The organism is Terrimonas ferruginea DSM 30193, assembly GCF_000425585.1.
Lineage (GTDB): Bacteria > Bacteroidota > Bacteroidia > Chitinophagales > Chitinophagaceae > Terrimonas > Terrimonas ferruginea.
In genome coordinates this window covers 152,416-168,623 of the sequence record NZ_KE384398.1, presented here as the reverse complement: position 1 = coordinate 168,623, position 16,208 = coordinate 152,416, and the positions used below count along the sequence as shown (strand labels likewise).

Sequence of the window (16,208 nt, the reverse complement as noted above, 5' to 3'; positions counted from 1 at the left end):
GTTATCAGGATTTGCCAGCCTGAACGCGCGGGGCGGCGTAGTAATTCAGGCGGATCAGATCGTTGGGCAGGGGCCGCTGATTCCAGTGGTCGTGAATGGCCAGCGCGGCACCTGCCGCCGTGGCCTGCGCCATCGACGCGGCATATACTTCCATACCCGGAAAGGCGGCTGCCAGGAGATTCATGAATACGGCATTTTTACTGAAACCGCCATCCACAAAAACACGGCGTGCACCCGTATTGCCCAGCACGAGTTGCGTGGATTGAGTTTGCCGCTGCACCAGGTCGACCATCCATTGATGATAGGCTTCCGTATCATTTTCAAAAACCGAAAGATCCCGCTCGCCTGCCACGGCAGGTGCCCATCCGCGATCTTTTAAACGCAAAGCCAGTTCATGATCATAGACCATGCTGCGATACCTGGCCGGATGTTGGTGAAAATGCTCCGCAATGCGCTTTACTTCCTGTTCGTATTCATATCCCGCAAACAAACGTGAAGCTTTAACCGGACTGCCTTTATAACTCAGGTAGCAAAGACAATCCTGCTGCAATTCTTCCGTTGTCAGCGGATCGTGATTGAATGGATTGAGGCTGATGCTCCAGGTGCCGGTCGATAATAAAACAAAAGGCTCTTCAAAACTTACGAGATAGGGAATGAGGGCTGCCGAACTATCATGCAGGCCCACGCCAACGGGCAACTGACTACCGGGAAAGCTCGCCTGAAAGACTTCGTCTGAACGGCGAAGTGGTGCCAGTTTAGAAAGAATGCCTTCCTGCTCCACCCAGCGATGATAATTGTTCTCGCGGAAATTCCAGAGATGTGTATGACATCCCACGCTCGTCAGGTCGGTGCTGGCAACGCCCGTGAGCAGGTAACTCATGTACTGCGGCAGATGCAGGGCATAGTTGACGTGGGAAAAAATTGCAGGTTGTTCTTGTTGCAAACGATATAACTGCAAGCCGGAATTGAGGCTACCCAAAACGGGCGAAGCAGTTTCGTGTGCAAGTACGGTATCGCCGCCGTATCGCGCATAAAAATTGTTGCGCAGTAATTCAGGGTAGGCTTTGAGATAATTATAGAGCGGTGTCAGCGGTTGCCCGTTTTTATCGATGTAAACAAAACTGGCTCCGTAGGTAGAAAAATTAATGGCCCTGATTTCAAAATCCTTGTGCTGTGAAATATCGCGCAGCGAATCGAACACACTCAACCGCAGGCTGTCGAGGTTTTCGCAGGGGTCACCATCTTCATCGATTGTTTCGGTGAAGCGCGCTGTTTTTTCGTATACGATCTGGTATTGCTCATCAAAAAGGAAAAGCTTTTTGTTGGTTTTACCTACGTCGAATATGGCGATGACAGCTTTTTTTGACATGTTAGATTGAAATATTAAACGACACTTGCTGACAGCAGTAATGTGTAAATGTGAAAATATGTAAATGTGGAAATGAAATACAAGGATGTTCTATAATCACATTTTCACATGGCCCCTGCGTAGCAGGGCATATTTCCACATTCATGCGTAATCTATCGTTTACAGTCCTGTAGCCACAGACCGCTCTCCGCGTTGTCCAATCAATTGCCTGCGAATGCCGGCTTCGCGGAATAAACGCAGCGGATGCAGCGCTCCGCCGTCCTGCAGGCGTGCTTCGGCTACTAATGCACGTACATCGGTGCGGTAAGCATTTTGCAGAATTTCCTGTGCCTGTGCCACATCATTGTTATTGCGTGCATTTTCCAAAGCAATGCTGTCCACCAGCAATGCCTGCGCATAAGCCAACTGGATCGCTTCCACCGATTGCAGCAGGTCTTCGAGCGGATCTTTGATGTTGTGACTCGCATCGATCATCCATCCGAGGTCCCGCGCGTGATTCATGCCGCGTGCATCCATGCCATCCACCAGTTCCTGGAAGATCAGGAACAACTGATACGGATTGATGCTGCCGACCGTGAGATCATCGTCGCCGTATTTGCTGTCGTTGAAATGAAAACCGCCGAGTTTGCCTTCCTGCAACAACAAAGCCACAATCTGTTCGATGTTGGCATTGGGCAGATGATGTCCGAGATCAACCAGGGTATAAGCTTTTGGTCCGAGCTTGTTGGCAAACAGCAATGATTGTCCCCAATCGCCAACAGTCATGGAGTAAAAGTTCGGCTCAAAGGCTTTGTATTCTACAAATACTTTCCAGTTGTCGGGCAGTGCAGCATAAATTTCTTCCAACGATTCCAGCGTACGGCTGAATGCTTTGCGGAAGCTCAATTGCCCCGGAAAGCTGGAGCCATCGCTTAACCAAACGGTCAGTGAATCGGAGCCGAGTTCTACGCCGTGTCTGATCACTTCAATATTATGTTCGATCGCCTGTTTGCGTACGGCTTTGTCCGTGTGTTGCAGGGAGCCGAATTTATAGCTGTGTTGTTGTCCGGGTTGATCCTGGAAGGTATTGGAGTTAACGGCATCGAAGCGCAAGCCATGGTCTGCCGCAAGCTGGCGGATAGCCGCAGCGTCTGAAGGGATGTCCCAGGGGATGTGCAGGGAAATGGCACCGCTGCTGCGGTTGAGGGCATGTAACAAACCAACGTCGGCAATTTTTTCTTCGAGTGAACCGGGTTCTCCCGCGCCGCTGAAACGGCCAAAGCGCGTGCCACCCGTACCCAATGCCCAGGAGGGAATGGCTACCTGGAAAGCTTTCAGTTTTTCGATGATCACATCTGCGTTACCAGTCACCGAACGGATATGCGACAGTTGCTGCTGATGCAATTTAATTCCGGCGTCGTTGTGCGTGTGTAAAGTATTTTGATCAAGTATCATATCGCGTAATTCAAAAGTCAAAATTAAAAATTCAAAAGTAATACCGGTGGTCTTTGCGAGAGAAGAAGCAGGGTTCACGCAAAGATACATAAGAAGCAAAGTCGCAAAGTAATCAAGAAGCCAGGAGGGTATCAAGAGCTTCAGCATTCACTTATTGACTTATTCACGATTCACGATTGACGATTCACGAAAAAAGAGGGCCGACAGACTAGACAATCATCGGCCCCTGTTGCTTGCTTGTGTAAAAAGGTACGAGGCTTTGCGTCAGCGCACAAAAGCCATTGCTACGCCGCCGTCTACATTCAGCACATTACCCGTGGACTTGTTCAGCAGTCCGCCGGTAAAGGCAAAGCAGGCATTGGCAATATCTTCTGCTGTGATAATCTCATTGAGCAGGGTACGCTTGGCATAGAAGGCTGGCAGTTCTTCCACCTTCACGCCGTATGCTTTGGCTCTTCCTTCGGCCCAGGCGCCTTCCCATATTTTTGAATCACCAATTACTGCATCGGGATTCACTACGTTTACGCGGATATGATCTTTTCCGAGTTCGGCGGCATTGAGGCGGCTGAGGTGTAATTGGGCTGCCTTGGCAGAACCATAACCTGCGTTATTGGGGCCGCTTACGAGGGCGTTCTTGCTTACAATGTTCAGCACGTCACCGCCGAGTCCCTGTTTGCGCATGATGTCCACACCGGCCTGTGTTACCATGAATTGGCCTTTTACCAACACATCATACAACAGATCCCAGTCGGCAGACGTATGTTCTTCGATGGGTTTGGAAATAGACAGCCCTGCACAGTTTACCACAATGTCGGCACCGCCAAAGGCGAGCGCAGCTACTTTGTAAGCGTTGGTGATATCGTCGGATTGGGTAACGTCGAGTTGCGCAGTGGCAAATACATCTTTACCGTATTGTTTTTGAAATTCTTCTTTTGCTTTTTCCAAACGGCCCGCGTCGTTGTCGTTAACGATTACACAAGCGCCTTCGTCGGCAAATTTTTTCGCGATAGCCTTGCCGATGCCGCCGGCGCTGCCGGTTACGAGTGCAATGCGGCCGCTGAGCGGGCGCGGCTTCGGCATGCGCTGCAGTTTCGCTTCTTCCAATAACCAGTATTCAATATCGAACGCTTCCTGGCGGGGCAGTGAAGTGTATTCAGACACCGCTTCCGCGCCACGCATTACATTGATGGCATTGGTATAGAATTCCGCCGCGACGCGCGCGGTTTGTTTGTCTTTGGCAAAAGTGAACATGCCGACTCCGGGATAAAGAATCACCACAGGATTGGTATCGCGGATGGCAGGACTGTTGGAACGTTTGCAGCTTTCATAATACTCGGTGTACATCTGCCGGTAGGCTTCAAACTCCGGTGCCAGTTTTTCTTTCAATGCTGCTACATTGCTCAGGTCCTCGTTTGGTGCGAGCTTCAATACCAGCGGGCTGATCTTGGTGCGCAGAAAGTGGTCGGGGCAACTGGTGCCCAGCGGTGCCAGCCTGTCGAGATCGTTGGAGTTGATGAATTGCAGTACACGCTCGTCATCGGTGAAATGACCGATCATCTGTTGTTTGCTGCTGCAGAATCCGCGAAGGACAGGTGCCAGTGCCGCGGCTTGTTCACGGCGTGCCGCTTCGGGCAATGCGGCGAGCTTTTCTCCTCCGAATACCGGCCCTTTATTACCCGTATGTTCTTCGAGGTAAGCTGCACAACGTTCGATCACCTCGAGGGTGTTGATATAGCTTTCGTAAGCCGTGTCTCCCCAGGTAAACAAACCATGTGAACCCAGCATGATGCCACGGATGTCGGGATTTTCATCGAGGCATTGTTTGAGTTGCAGACCGAGATCAAAACCCGGACGTTGCCATTCTACCCAACCGATAGTGCCGTTGAATAAATCCTGTGTGATGCGTTTGCCATCTTTCGCGGCGGCGATAGCAATGGCCGCATCCGGATGCAGGTGATCGATATGTTTGAACGGTAAAAATCCATGCAGCGGCGTATCGATAGAAGGAGCTTTTGAATCGAGATCATAAATGCAGTGGTTGAATAAGGCCACCATTTCATCTTCGTGCTCGATACCGCGATAAATATTTTTCAATGCACGCAGTCGGTCAACATACAAGGCGGCGAGGCCGCTGCGTTTCATGGAAGCCAGATCACCACCGCTTCCTTTTACCCACATAACCTCCGTTTCTTCGCCCGTCAGCGGATCTTTTGCCATGGCTTTGCAGGACGTATTGCCTCCGCCATAGTTGGTGAGCCGAAGGTCGGCGCCCAGCAAATTGGAACGGTATACCAGCAAGGCTACTTCATCACCGGCCAGTTCTGCCGCTTTCGCATCGTCCCATAAATAGCTGACATGTTTGAACGATAAGGTCTTAGTTGTGCTCATAGATCAAGATATTTTTAGCTTCTTTTTTATTTTATCGTAATGAATTGCCATATCCTACCAGCAGTACCGAAAGGATAATGACGATGATGCCAATGATGAGCGTAACAGATGTTTTTTTGTTTACTCCTTTCCACTCTTTCAATATCAGTCCCCATACATTGGCAACGAGAATGATGAAGGCCATGTGCAGGATCCAGGAACTCGCACCGTTGCCCATTTTGCTTTCCCCCATTCCATAGAAAAAGAATTGAAGGAACCAGGTAATACCGGCGAGTGCGGCAAACGCATAGTTGGCGAGCAGTGGTGTTTTTTTATTGGTATAATCGCCGAATGTTTTATTACGTGCGTTGAGGATCATACACCACACCAGGTTAGTGGTCAATCCACCCCAGAGCACTACTACATACGTCACGTTATTTTGAAAGAGAAATTCTCCTTCACCCGGATTAGCCGTTTTCCACAAGTCGTTGGCAACATTGGCCATTGACTTGCCGCTTTCGAGGCCGAAGTTGAAGCAGGCACTGAGAATACCCGAAACGATGGCCACTGTCAGCCCCAGGGCGAATTTGAATTCTGTTTTAACCGTTACCCCATGCGGATCCGTAGCGGTGGCATTGAGTTGCTTTTCTTTGAGCATGCCCGCACGTCCGCAGATGACGATACCGAGTACGCAGATGGCGAGACCGGCAAGCACGGTCAGCCCCCAGCTGTTGCTGGTCATGATACCCAGGCTGTCTTTGCCTTCCTGCGGAAAAAAATCATAATAAAGGGCGGGAATCAGGGAACCGAACACCATGCACAAACCCAGGATGATACTGCTGCCTAGTGAAACGCCAAGGTAACGTACACCGAGGCCGTAGGTCAATCCGCCTATGCCCCACAGCAGTCCGAAGAGATAAGTATAACCAAGTGTGCTGGCGGGTGTGGCGGCAATGATTTCGGAGAAATGGGGGATGGTGAGCCAGGCGGCAAGCGGCGGTACGATCAGCCAGGAAAACAGGCCGCCGACAATCCAGTAACTCTCCCAGGCCCAGCCTTTTACCTTTTTATAAGGGATATAAAAGCTTCCGGAAGCAAAGCCGCCCAGAAAGTGGAAAATAACGCCGAAGATGGTACCCATGATTAAGCAATTTCAAAATGGCTGAAGCAATAAAAAGAATGGTCATAAAAGTAAAACCACCCTCCATCCGGTCCGTCATGCACTGTCGGGCAGGAAAGCGTTGAAAAACAAAACTCCCGGCTTATTTGTACCTTTGTCGACTTATGAAATTTTCCCTTAAGGCTTGCTGATGAAAAAAAACAACGTTTTCCGCTATCTCCATTTCGATTACTATTCGGCTACTCCCAAATATCTCCAGCTTGCGCATTGTATTATCAAAGCGATCGGGCAGGGACAGATACAGTTGGAGGAAACGTTGCCTTCCATCAACGAACTGAGTTTTGAATTTGAAATATCACGGGACACGGCGGAAAAAGGGTACAAGTACCTCAAAAATCTCGGCGTGCTCGGATCCGTTCCCGGTAAAGGATACTATGTGAAAAGTGTGGATGTGCGCCAGGAGCTGAAGATCTTCCTGCTCTTCAACAAACTCAGTCCGCATAAAAAAATCATCTACGATGCATTGGTAGCGGCATTGGGCGACAGGGCATCGGTTGATTTTTATATCTATAACAATGATTTTGATTTTTTCAAACGCCTGATCCAGAATGCCGGCAGCGACTATACGCACTACGTGATCATTCCGCATTTCATGGAAGGCGGAGAGAATGCGCACGAGGTGATCAATGCATTACCCAAAGAAAAACTGATCCTGCTGGACAAACTGGTGCCCGGCGTGGCGGGGGAGTACGGCGCGGTGTATGAGAATTTTGAAAAAGATATTTATGGTGCATTGGAGCAGGCACTGCCGCAACTGGAAAAATATCATACCCTGAAAATCATTGTGCCGGCCTATACCTATCATCCGGATGAGATCGTGAAAGGGTTCTCACGATTCTGCACGCAATATGCGTTCAACAGCCGGGTGGTACACAAGATCACGCAGGAACCGATCAAGGACGGAGAAGCGTATATCAACCTGATGGAAGATGACCTGGTATTCCTGATCGAAAAGATCATGGCCACCCGTCTGAAAGTCGGAAAGAATGTGGGCGTGATCTCTTACAACGAAACGCCTTTGAAAAAGATCATCCTGAACGGCATCACAACGATTTCCACCGACTTCCAGATGATGGGAGAAAAGACCGCCGAACTGATCCTTCAGAACTCAACACAGCATATCGAAATTCCTTTTTACCTGACGATGCGCGCATCACTCTGATCCGCTTGCGCAACGTTTGTTATCTTGCAGCCATGGAAATTGTAGCAGCTAATTATGTGATCAGCAGTGCAACGTATAAGCAATGTCCTCCTGCGGACAAGGCGGAGTATGCTTTTATCGGTCGCAGTAACGTGGGCAAGTCGTCGCTGATCAACATGCTCTGCAACAAAAAGGGCCTGGCTAAAACTTCGGCTTCTCCCGGCAAAACGCAACTGATCAATCATTTTAAAATTGAATCCACGCGTACGGGCCGTTCCGCGGCGCGGGACCACTGGTACCTGGTGGATTTGCCCGGATACGGGTATGCGGTTCAGTCCAAATCTACCCGCAATAACTGGGAGAACATGATCGAATCCTATATCCGTAAGCGGGAAAACCTGGTGAACCTGTTTGTGCTGATTGATAGCCGTCATGATCCGCAAAAGATTGATATAGAATTTGTTAATAGCCTGGGAGAATGGGAAGTACCGTTTTCGGTAGTTTTTACCAAAGCCGACAAAAACAAACCGGGGGCTACCCGCCGCAATGTGGAAGCTTTTCTGAACAGTCTTCGTGAAACCTGGGAGGAGCTTCCTCCGTATTTTGTAACATCTGCGGTGGACAAAACGGGCCGGAAAGAAATGATGGAATTTATCGAGGGATTGAATAAGGGTTTTTTGAAAACGGGAGGGTGAAAAAACCGTATAATATATTTAAAATTAATCCCCTATCTTGCACCCTATTAAGCCAGTTATGAGAAAAATTTTATCCGAAAGAAACATCGCGGCGATATTATTTGTAATGGTACTGGTTGTATTCTCCATTGCCCAATCTGAGACGAAGAAGATGGGTATCATGAATGCGGGTTTGAGCACAGCAATTGAAAAGAAGGCGCCCGCCTCTCTCGCTGACCAAACTGCGAAGCCTGCGAGCGCTGAGCAGGCGGTTAATTAACAATTATTAGTAAGGCTATTTATTCGAATGTGGAAATGTGGCCCGCGTTCCGCGGTCGTGTGTAAATGTGATAGTAGAGAACATGGGCTGTTTCATTTTCACATTTACACATTCGCCATGGCGACACATTTACACATTATTCAGGGGTGACAAAGCCGCTGGCGGGGTGGCCCCCGTCAAAAAAACAAATCTCCGGGGAATGATCAGTTCACAATCCTGTCTGCACAGCAACTGCTGGCAAAGGCTTCCGGTTTGGCCTTGAAGGCAAAGCCCATACCCAGTATATAACCGGTGGCTTCACGCAAAGCATCATTACTCTTGAACTGCGGATTGGTGTTGATGTCGGCATGCACTTCCATGTCCACATCATACGTGGTAAACAACGCGCAAAGTTCATAAGCAATTTCGATACTCTTGGCTACTTCGGTGAGCATACGCTCCTTGATGGTGAACTGCTGACGGGTCTTGTCGTTGTGAATGAACATAAACCCGCCGTGGCCCTCCCGCAGAAAGACGATAACGGTGGCAAATTCTGTTTCCTTTCCCTTTACCTGTGAATCGGTGCCGATACAAACCTTGAGCCGGTAGCCGGCTGCTGTTTCGCGTTTGATGGCGTTTTCTACCGCGTGGATAATGGGAAGCTCGATCAGATCGCCATTGAATTTTCTCCAGCGCATATAAAAAGAGGTTTTCCTAAGTTACAGGAAAACCTCTTCATTAACAAAAGGGAACGGATTATCGTTCTGTTAACAGAACGAAGAAGGGCTCAGGGTTTAAGCAGTTTGTCGGTCCACTGGTTAGTTCCGTCAGTGAATCGGATTATATACAGACCGCTTGTGGCGGTGTGAATGTTCAGGGTGTTGAGGCCATTGGTCAACTGTCCGCGGGCTACCAGGCGTCCGCTGTAGTCGAGCAGTTGATAGTCGTAGCGGCCGGGGCTGTTTACTTTCAGAGCGTCGCCGGTCCAGGTATTGCTCACCAGTTTGGGTGCTGCTTCGGATCCGTCCTGGCGGATGCTGATTACATTAGAATAATACTGGCGTCCGTTGTCAAACGTCACATTCAGGCGGTAGAGCACGGTGCCGGCTACCGGAGGACGGTATCCATAGCTGCGGTCGCCGGTGGCGAGATTGGCCAATGTCTGGAAGCTGCGTCCGTCTGAAGAAGCTTCGAGTACGAGGTTGGTAACGGCTTCGTCGGCATCGATGATCCAGTTGAGCTGATGACGGTCGCCGCGTAGCGTACCGCTCAGTTCGAGTGTGCGGAGTGGTAACGGATTGCCCGCTGTTGCAATGCGTGCCTCGAGGGCATAAGAACCAAGGCTCGCATAGGCCGGTGCATATTGATTACCTCTGCCTTCAACTTTAAGATAATAAGTGCCGGCGTTGAGCGTGGTATCCACCAGTGAATTGAGCAAAGCGCCGGGGTTGTAAACATCCAGTACCTGCTGGCTGCCGCCATACAGGGTAACCTGCAGATCCAGGTCGGAGCCTGCGTTGCCGCTGCCCACATTATAAGGAACTGCATCCAGTTTGAAATTACCGCCAACAGGCAGGGTAAAGCGGATATAGTCCTGATCGCCGGTACGTTCTATTACGCCATTGATCTTGAATTGACCTGCGTTAAAATTAGTCACGGTTGCCGCGGCAAATGTTCCGCCATGATCATCTACGCGATAGCCAAAGCCATTCGCAGAAGAAGTGATGATGGCCAGGTCACTCTGATAGTTGGTGCAGCCGTGTGAGTTGGCACCGTTATGCCAGAGGGTGAAGTTGCGGTAGTAGCCTACACCCATGATAGGTGCCCAGCCGATCTCTCCATCACCCACACCGGCGTTGTAGTCGGTAACCTTGTTGCAATTGCCATCGTACTGCGACTGGTGATACAGTCCCAATGTGTGGCCTGCTTCGTGGGAAATGGCTTCGGCTATATTCTTTACGCTGTTGTTGAGCAACGCAGAGAACACGAAGGCCGGGCTGTCATCACCCCAGCTAAAGGAACCAACAAAACCTACTCCCCCGGCCGATGTGCCGTACCACTGGTGTGTGGGAGTGATGATCACACGCATACGTTGCAACTGGGGAGCGGCGGTGTAGCGCGCGGGATCAGTGGTGATGTTAATGTTGAAAGGCCGGTAGTCTTCGGCCACGCGGTTAACGATCTCCGTGATCTGTGCGGCATCCAGTGTGGCGGCGGCACAGTTGATGGGACCATTATAATTCCAGCTTGTGCCTTCAACGTTGTGACCGTCGAAGTCGAGCAGGATAACGGCGCGCGCGGAAGGATAGCTGTTAAGAACAGGCACCTGTGCGGCGGCAATAAAAGTGTAGGTACAGCAACAAGCTAATACACAAAAGCGTAAAAACTTTTTCATACAGTTTGGATTTCGGGATTCGAAAGGATACTTGGAATACTTGGATCGTAGGGATATGGATTTAAAAACGGGCGCTATTCATTCACCAGGTCGTAGAAACCTCGCTTCACGAAGTAGTACTGACCTTTCTCCTGCTTCAGTTCCAGCAGATCACCATGCTCCATGCTGATGATGCGGCCGGTATAACTTACCGTTCCACGATCATCCTTAATGGCAGACACAGTCACTGTGGCACCGCGGAATTCATTTGAGCGGAATACAATACTCCGGAGGTTTCCGTTGTACTTGTTGGCAGAAGATGTGATTTCGCCGCTGAGGGTGTTGGTTTTGCCTCCCTGGATCTGTAAGCGGGCTGTTTTAGTGTCGGTCGGCACTTGCAGCAATTTCTGCAAATCCTCAACCTGAACGGCAACCTTGGAAGGAAGCTGGTCAAACAGTTTCGGCTTGTTATAATCCGGCTCTCTGAGCGGGATCTGGGTTTTTTGCTCCTGGGCACTTGACACCAGGGCGCATAGGCATACGAGAAGGGTCACCCCTGCGGTTTTTCGGATGGACATAGACTTAAACTTTTGGTTTAAAAGAATACGGTACCAACAGCTGGATTAGGGCTGTAGTTTTCAGGGGGGGCGGAGATACGAGTACGAGATACGAGTACAAGATTCACGAATATTCTAAACACACACAAGGTTCAGACCCTATTAAAATCAAAAATTAAGGGCTAATACCTTATTCATATTCGTACAAATCCTATGCCTATGGTGTTGATTTACGGTCTAGTACTGGTTAGTACTTAGCATGACCAGCGTGCAAGCATGTAGTGTCTCGATGCCCTGTTCACGGGCTTTTGACGCGAGTTCATCATTTTCCGTACCTGGGTTGAAAATGATCCTTTCGGGATGGAGGGAGAGGATATAATCGTAGTATTCCTGCTGGTGTTGAGGATTGAGATAGAGGGTAACGGTGTCGATATCTGATGCGGCTACTTTGTCTTTGCTTATCGCCACATCACCCACCTGGCCGGGTTTTCTGCCAATACCGACCACAGGATGTCCCGCTGCCTGCAGACGTTGCAGCGCGAGGTAGCTGTAGCGGTTAGGATTATCAGATGCGCCCAACACCAGTGTTTTTTTCTTTTCCCTCATGCTATAAAGTTACGAAGAATTAAAACAACCTGTATTGCCGCCGCGGCACCTGGCTGATGATGTTGCTGAGCGCAGCAGGTAATTCCGCATAGCGAAATGTGAAGCCTGTCTCCAGGATGCGCGCAGGAACCACCCAGCGGCTTTTTAAGACCAGTTCTGCTTCCGTGCCGATCAATGCTCCGCCTGCGCGCAGCAGCCAGGCAGGGGCCGGTAAACCCCAACGGTGGCCGGTGGCCTCCCTGAGTGTTTTCATAAATACCTGGTTGGTGACGGGATTAGGCGAACAGCAATTAAATGTGCCTTCAAGTGCTGGATGAACGGCGATCCATTCGATCATGCGGGCGAGGTCTTCGCTGTGCACCCAACTGAAACGCTGCCTTCCGCTGCCCTGCGTACCGCCCAAACCAAAGCGTAACAAATTAAAATAAGGAATGAGCACGCCACCTGCCCCCAGTGTTATGGCCATGCGCAGTGCCACCTTGCGGGTATGGGGTGTATGCTGTGCATAAAATATCTTTTCCCATTGCTGGCACACATCCACAGAAAAGCCGGGATGAAACTCGCCGGTAAACTCATCCTGTGGCCGGTCTTCGGCATGTCGATAGATCGTAGCAGAAGAAGCATTGACCCATAAAGCCGGTGGGCTTTTACACAAAGCAATGGCCTCGCCCAATACCTCAACAGCCTGCAGGCGGCTTTCGAGGATCGCTTTTTTATTGGTTTCCGTATAACGGCAATTAACGGTGCGGCCTGCGAGATTGATGAGCAGATCAGCGTTTTCCAATTCGCTGACCCAGGGTCCGGTCGTGCGGGCATCCCAATGTATGATGCGGACAGGCGGGGCATTTGCGGGTAAGGAAAGGTGGTGATGGTTGCGGTTGTTATCGGCATCGGGCAATTGCCGGGATAGAATGACGATGTCGTGCTGTGGAGAGAAATAACGGCCGAGTTCTTCTCCGATAAAGCCGCTGCCTCCGGCGATGATGATCTTGTTAGTTTTCACGGCGAAATAAGTTGAAGGTTTCAACGAGACAAAGTGCTGTGTAAAAAAATGACATCGATATTGGCAATAAAGCTTTCAGAAAGGCGGGTAAAAAGCTTTCAACAGGTGAAGAAATGCTTAATAAATATATCAAAGGAATAATCGCAACAAGTGCTGTATAATGATAAAAGCTGCGGATGCGCGACATGACAGGCGGTTGACCGGAAGACGCATCCGATGATGTATTGAAATAATGAACCAGCATACTAATGATATGCCATACACCAACCAAAAATAAGCCTATCCAAACCGTCACTGCCGAAGGATTGATAACGAACTTAAGAACGATATATAATATAAGCGACAACGATAGAATACAGTCTATAATCTTGAACCGCTTCATAGTAGAATATTTTTTTCTGATAACTGTTTTAACAGCCTTGCTTCCACGATCGAAATTGTGAGGTATTTAACGGCAAAAAAAGGCGTAACGGCCAGCAGTATCACCAAATACAACAGCGTGAAATCATGCAGCCTTTCACCCAATACTGTTACTAATAAACACAAAAGAGCTATGGTAAGAAGAATGGCAACAAACTGTCCGTACCAGCGTCTTTCACCGGAGGGAACAAATTTTTTCCGAAGGAAAAAGTGTATAAAATAACTGGTTAATTGCCAGCCACCGACAACAAAGTAACCCAGTAAGAAATAAAAAGGTCGTTGCTCAAGAAAGCCGTATATAATTGCCGCGGGAATAAGGATCAGTTGAAGAGTAATGTCTACCTGTTTAAATAGTAATACTTTCTTCTTTTGGCTGGGTGCTTGAAGGTGACTCATGGTGTGGCTTGTTGGTTCTTAGAGAGGGCAAGTAATTCTTTCGTTTCCTTAATACAAATGGCAAGGTACCATCCGGCGACGAAGGGTGTAGTAACTGACAACATTATGCAGTAGAGAAATAACACAAATGCAACTGCGGGAATTAGCCAGGCTAATAATGAAAGTCCCAGACCGATCGGTATAATAAAACTTATTGTTTGTCTGTAAAAGCTTCTGTTCTCCGAGGCGATAAATTCTCTCCGGCGACAGTAATGTATAAAAAAGCTTAAGAGCTGCCATCCTCCGACAACAAAATAACCCGCCAGAAAATAAAGTTCACCGCCGATAAATGTGAAAATGAAGCAGGAAATAATCAGTAATGACTGAATAGTATTGTCAATGCGTTTGAAGCTAAGCATGGTGGCTGGTATGGTTTTCAAAAGAAACGGGCGCACCGCAGCAAATTCTGTTCACGGGTTACAAGATGGTGGCTTGTAAAAGGATAGTGGCCCGTTTCTTCCGAGAAAATAGAACTATATATGTTAGCGAAAATCTAAATCGTTAACGGAGTTGTATAAATGCACGCTTTCTCAGTTGCTCCGTTTCGCCTGTACAAATAATAGTATACCAAACGGCATAAAAGGGGCTGACAAACAAAAGTGCAAACAGGAAAATTGCCACTCCTCCGGCGATTGATAATAAGCCGATGGCTAAAGTCCAGGCCAGTGTGCGCAGATAAACACGGCGTGCAGGCGAAGGAAGATAGGTATAACGCGTAGTAGCATGAAAAAAACAACTCACTAATTGCCATCCTCCGACTGCGAAATAGCCAAAGATAAAACGGTAGTCGGCCACTATGAAACCATATAAAAAAGCGGCGACGATAAGTGACAACTGGATGCCCACATCGATTTCCTTGAGCTTTTTCATAACTGATGTATTTTAAATTTTCAGAAAAAATTGAAAGAATATCTTTTTAAAAAAAGCCCGGAGGCTTTTACTTGAATAATTTCAGAAGATTGCCCACAAACCAGCTCTCTTCGGCTTTGATCATTGTATCCAATGTTTTATCCGCCTGCTTGCTCAGCTTCTTGATACTGCCCACGGTATCGAGGAATGCCTTCATGTGTTTGTCTTTTTTGTCACCCTCCGTATTCTCAAGTTTGTCGAGCAGTTGCAGCATAGGCTCGAGTTCGCGTTTCTTGCGTTCTTTTACGATCTGGCGCACCACTTTCCAGATATCTTTTTCAGCTGAGAAAAATTCTTTTCGCTCTCCGGCTACGATTACCCGCTCTACCAAACCCCAGTTGATCAGTTCGCGGATATTCATGTTGGCATTACCACGGCTGATGTTCAATTCGGCCATGATATCATCCTGCGACAATGCATCGGGACTAATCATGAGCAGGGCATGGATTTGTGCCATGGTGCGGTTGATGCCCCAATGCGTGCCGAATGCGCCCCAGTTGCTGATGAATTGTTGTCTTGCTTCGGTGAGTTTCATGACCCAAAGATAAATCCCTGTTCCGAACTTTCAAAAATATTTGAAAGTTTAATTTTCCGACGCAGAAGATAAAGGTTGTGTGCCTTTCAATACGTAGCAAACGTTACGGGCTGCATCATCAACGATCTGACCAGCTTACCATCTTTTCGCGCCGGATGCCATTGTGGTGATAGTCGTATAATCTTGATTGCTTCCTCATCACCGGCAAGTCCGATGGATTTAAGGACGCGAAAGTCATGCGTGTAACCATCCGTACCAATGGTAAAAAGGATTTTTACGGCGGCAGAGCGGCTCATTTTTGATAGGCCGGCAGGTACGCTTAAATTTTTAACCAGGTATTTTGCCCAGTCCTCTTTTCCGCCTTTGAATACCGCGTCGTATTCGTCAGGGCCGTTTTTTCTTTTTCGTTCTGCCGTCAATTCTTCTTTTGTTTTCTCACGGACCAGTTTTCCTTTTTCATACAATTCGGAACGGATCACCACCAGCGAATCATCATAATAATTCCACCAGCCCTCTATTCGCTGATTATACACCCAGCCGGTGGTATCTACACGTCCTTTGTGATCAAAGAGTGCAACGTAGCCATGTGGTTGCCGCATCTGTTTATCGCGATAGGTTTCTACATAAACCAGCGGACCGGTATTCTTGTAATAACTATATTGCCAGGTGGTGTCGTCAAACTCTTTAAGTAATCCCCGGTAAGAAGCCTTTTTTGCATTACACGGCGCGCCCGTTTCATCGTAAGCGTAATGAAAGATTCGGGGAGCTTTTTCTTTCTGGGCACTGGCTGTTGTGGCAGCGAGAAAGAGTAATAGCAATAAGGAAAGGTGAAGATGCATGCAGTATGATTATAGGTTTCAGGTAAAATAGTCTCTTCCCACCTGATCAACCCGCTGGTGGTTCGTGAACACACGAACCACGGATAAGTGGCTGTTTATTGACCAT

At 48.6% G+C, this 16,208-nt stretch carries 17 protein-coding genes; 3 read left to right on the top strand and 14 right to left on the bottom strand.

The window, feature by feature from the left end; translation table 11 throughout:
- Positions 1–4 precede the first annotated feature (4 nt).
- The 4 genes from H608_RS0112865 to rhaT all read right to left on the bottom strand — a co-directional run bounded on the left by H608_RS0112865 (position 5) and on the right by rhaT (position 6,311).
- Positions 5–1,369, bottom strand: coding sequence for an FGGY-family carbohydrate kinase (locus tag H608_RS0112865; RefSeq protein WP_028788031.1), 1,365 nt, complete (start codon positions 1,367–1,369; stop codon positions 5–7).
- 159 nt (positions 1,370–1,528) lie between these two features.
- The gene (locus tag H608_RS0112860) at positions 1,529–2,803 is read right to left on the bottom strand and encodes a sugar isomerase (RefSeq protein ID WP_028788030.1); all 1,275 of its coding nucleotides are present in this window, start codon (positions 2,801–2,803) and stop codon (positions 1,529–1,531) included.
- Positions 2,804–3,067: 264 nt separating this feature from the next.
- Positions 3,068–5,191 carry a bifunctional rhamnulose-1-phosphate aldolase/short-chain dehydrogenase gene (locus H608_RS0112855; protein WP_028788029.1) on the bottom strand — a complete coding sequence of 708 codons (2,124 nt, stop codon included), beginning with the start codon at positions 5,189–5,191 and terminating at the stop codon, positions 3,068–3,070.
- Positions 5,192–5,222: 31 nt separating this feature from the next.
- On the bottom strand, positions 5,223–6,311 hold the full coding sequence (gene rhaT, locus H608_RS0112850) for an L-rhamnose/proton symporter RhaT (RefSeq protein WP_028788028.1): 1,089 nt from the start codon (positions 6,309–6,311) through the stop codon (positions 5,223–5,225).
- Between the two features lie 169 nt (positions 6,312–6,480).
- Between rhaT and H608_RS0112845 the strand changes: the two genes are divergently transcribed.
- From H608_RS0112845 to H608_RS0112835, 3 genes are read left to right on the top strand one after another with little or no spacing between them, the layout of a single operon-like run.
- Positions 6,481–7,512, top strand: a complete 1,032-nt coding sequence (locus H608_RS0112845; protein WP_028788027.1) for a GntR family transcriptional regulator — start codon at positions 6,481–6,483, stop codon at positions 7,510–7,512.
- A gap of 32 nt (positions 7,513–7,544) precedes the next feature.
- Positions 7,545–8,186 carry a ribosome biogenesis GTP-binding protein YihA/YsxC gene (gene yihA / locus H608_RS0112840; RefSeq protein ID WP_028788026.1) on the top strand — a complete coding sequence of 214 codons (642 nt, stop codon included), beginning with the start codon at positions 7,545–7,547 and terminating at the stop codon, positions 8,184–8,186.
- Positions 8,187–8,244: 58 nt separating this feature from the next.
- The gene (locus H608_RS0112835; protein ID WP_028788025.1) at positions 8,245–8,445 is read left to right on the top strand and encodes a hypothetical protein; all 201 of its coding nucleotides are present in this window, start codon (positions 8,245–8,247) and stop codon (positions 8,443–8,445) included.
- Positions 8,446–8,648: 203 nt separating this feature from the next.
- Here the strand turns inward: H608_RS0112835 and H608_RS0112830 are convergent, their stop codons facing one another.
- The 10 genes from H608_RS0112830 to H608_RS23705 all read right to left on the bottom strand — a co-directional run bounded on the left by H608_RS0112830 (position 8,649) and on the right by H608_RS23705 (position 16,102).
- Complete coding sequence (locus tag H608_RS0112830; RefSeq protein WP_028788024.1) at positions 8,649–9,122, bottom strand: ribonuclease H-like YkuK family protein; 474 nt, start codon at positions 9,120–9,122, stop codon at positions 8,649–8,651.
- Between the two features lie 89 nt (positions 9,123–9,211).
- On the bottom strand, positions 9,212–10,819 hold the full coding sequence (locus H608_RS0112825; protein ID WP_028788023.1) for a zinc-dependent metalloprotease: 1,608 nt from the start codon (positions 10,817–10,819) through the stop codon (positions 9,212–9,214).
- Between the two features lie 74 nt (positions 10,820–10,893).
- Positions 10,894–11,376, bottom strand: coding sequence for a hypothetical protein (locus tag H608_RS0112820; RefSeq protein ID WP_028788022.1), 483 nt, complete (start codon positions 11,374–11,376; stop codon positions 10,894–10,896).
- A gap of 216 nt (positions 11,377–11,592) precedes the next feature.
- Positions 11,593–11,961: a CoA-binding protein gene (locus tag H608_RS0112815; RefSeq protein WP_028788021.1), complete on the bottom strand. Its 369-nt coding sequence runs from the start codon at positions 11,959–11,961 to the stop codon at positions 11,593–11,595.
- Between the two features lie 19 nt (positions 11,962–11,980).
- Positions 11,981–12,964 (bottom strand): TIGR01777 family oxidoreductase, encoded by a 984-nt coding sequence (locus tag H608_RS0112810; RefSeq protein ID WP_028788020.1) that lies wholly within the window; start codon positions 12,962–12,964, stop codon positions 11,981–11,983.
- On the bottom strand, positions 12,954–13,346 hold the full coding sequence (locus H608_RS24385; protein WP_155990157.1) for a hypothetical protein: 393 nt from the start codon (positions 13,344–13,346) through the stop codon (positions 12,954–12,956). Before H608_RS24385 ends, H608_RS0112810 begins: the two co-directional genes overlap by 11 nt.
- Entirely contained in the window at positions 13,343–13,780 is a 438-nt protein-coding gene (locus H608_RS0112800; RefSeq protein WP_028788018.1) for a hypothetical protein, read from the bottom strand. The genes H608_RS24385 and H608_RS0112800 overlap by 4 nt, the downstream gene beginning before the upstream one ends.
- Before the next feature lie 540 nt (positions 13,781–14,320).
- Positions 14,321–14,689 carry a hypothetical protein gene (locus tag H608_RS0112790; RefSeq protein ID WP_028788016.1) on the bottom strand — a complete coding sequence of 123 codons (369 nt, stop codon included), beginning with the start codon at positions 14,687–14,689 and terminating at the stop codon, positions 14,321–14,323.
- 67 nt (positions 14,690–14,756) lie between these two features.
- Complete coding sequence (locus H608_RS0112785) at positions 14,757–15,263, bottom strand: GbsR/MarR family transcriptional regulator (RefSeq protein ID WP_028788015.1); 507 nt, start codon at positions 15,261–15,263, stop codon at positions 14,757–14,759.
- A gap of 86 nt (positions 15,264–15,349) precedes the next feature.
- The gene (locus tag H608_RS23705; RefSeq protein ID WP_051268276.1) at positions 15,350–16,102 is read right to left on the bottom strand and encodes an energy transducer TonB; all 753 of its coding nucleotides are present in this window, start codon (positions 16,100–16,102) and stop codon (positions 15,350–15,352) included.
- Positions 16,103–16,208: the final 106 nt, after the last annotated feature.

Excerpts from the sequence above, each read along its gene's own strand:
- H608_RS0112865 (WP_028788031.1), bottom strand. The coding sequence starts at position 1,369 with ATGTCAAAAAAAGCTGTCATCGCCATATTCGACGTAGGTAAAACCAAC.
- H608_RS0112860 (WP_028788030.1), bottom strand. The coding sequence starts at position 2,803 with ATGATACTTGATCAAAATACTTTACACACGCACAACGACGCCGGAATT.
- H608_RS0112855 (WP_028788029.1), bottom strand. The coding sequence starts at position 5,191 with ATGAGCACAACTAAGACCTTATCGTTCAAACATGTCAGCTATTTATGG.
- rhaT (WP_028788028.1), bottom strand. The coding sequence starts at position 6,311 with ATGGGTACCATCTTCGGCGTTATTTTCCACTTTCTGGGCGGCTTTGCT.
- H608_RS0112845 (WP_028788027.1), top strand. The coding sequence starts at position 6,481 with ATGAAAAAAAACAACGTTTTCCGCTATCTCCATTTCGATTACTATTCG.
- yihA (WP_028788026.1), top strand. The coding sequence starts at position 7,545 with ATGGAAATTGTAGCAGCTAATTATGTGATCAGCAGTGCAACGTATAAG.
- H608_RS0112835 (WP_028788025.1), top strand. The coding sequence starts at position 8,245 with ATGAGAAAAATTTTATCCGAAAGAAACATCGCGGCGATATTATTTGTA.
- H608_RS0112830 (WP_028788024.1), bottom strand. The coding sequence starts at position 9,122 with ATGCGCTGGAGAAAATTCAATGGCGATCTGATCGAGCTTCCCATTATC.
- H608_RS0112825 (WP_028788023.1), bottom strand. The coding sequence starts at position 10,819 with ATGAAAAAGTTTTTACGCTTTTGTGTATTAGCTTGTTGCTGTACCTAC.
- H608_RS0112820 (WP_028788022.1), bottom strand. The coding sequence starts at position 11,376 with ATGTCCATCCGAAAAACCGCAGGGGTGACCCTTCTCGTATGCCTATGC.
- H608_RS0112815 (WP_028788021.1), bottom strand. The coding sequence starts at position 11,961 with ATGAGGGAAAAGAAAAAAACACTGGTGTTGGGCGCATCTGATAATCCT.
- H608_RS24385 (WP_155990157.1), bottom strand. The coding sequence starts at position 13,346 with ATGAAGCGGTTCAAGATTATAGACTGTATTCTATCGTTGTCGCTTATA.
- H608_RS0112800 (WP_028788018.1), bottom strand. The coding sequence starts at position 13,780 with ATGAGTCACCTTCAAGCACCCAGCCAAAAGAAGAAAGTATTACTATTT.
- H608_RS0112790 (WP_028788016.1), bottom strand. The coding sequence starts at position 14,689 with ATGAAAAAGCTCAAGGAAATCGATGTGGGCATCCAGTTGTCACTTATC.
- H608_RS0112785 (WP_028788015.1), bottom strand. The coding sequence starts at position 15,263 with ATGAAACTCACCGAAGCAAGACAACAATTCATCAGCAACTGGGGCGCA.
- H608_RS23705 (WP_051268276.1), bottom strand. The coding sequence starts at position 16,102 with ATGCATCTTCACCTTTCCTTATTGCTATTACTCTTTCTCGCTGCCACA.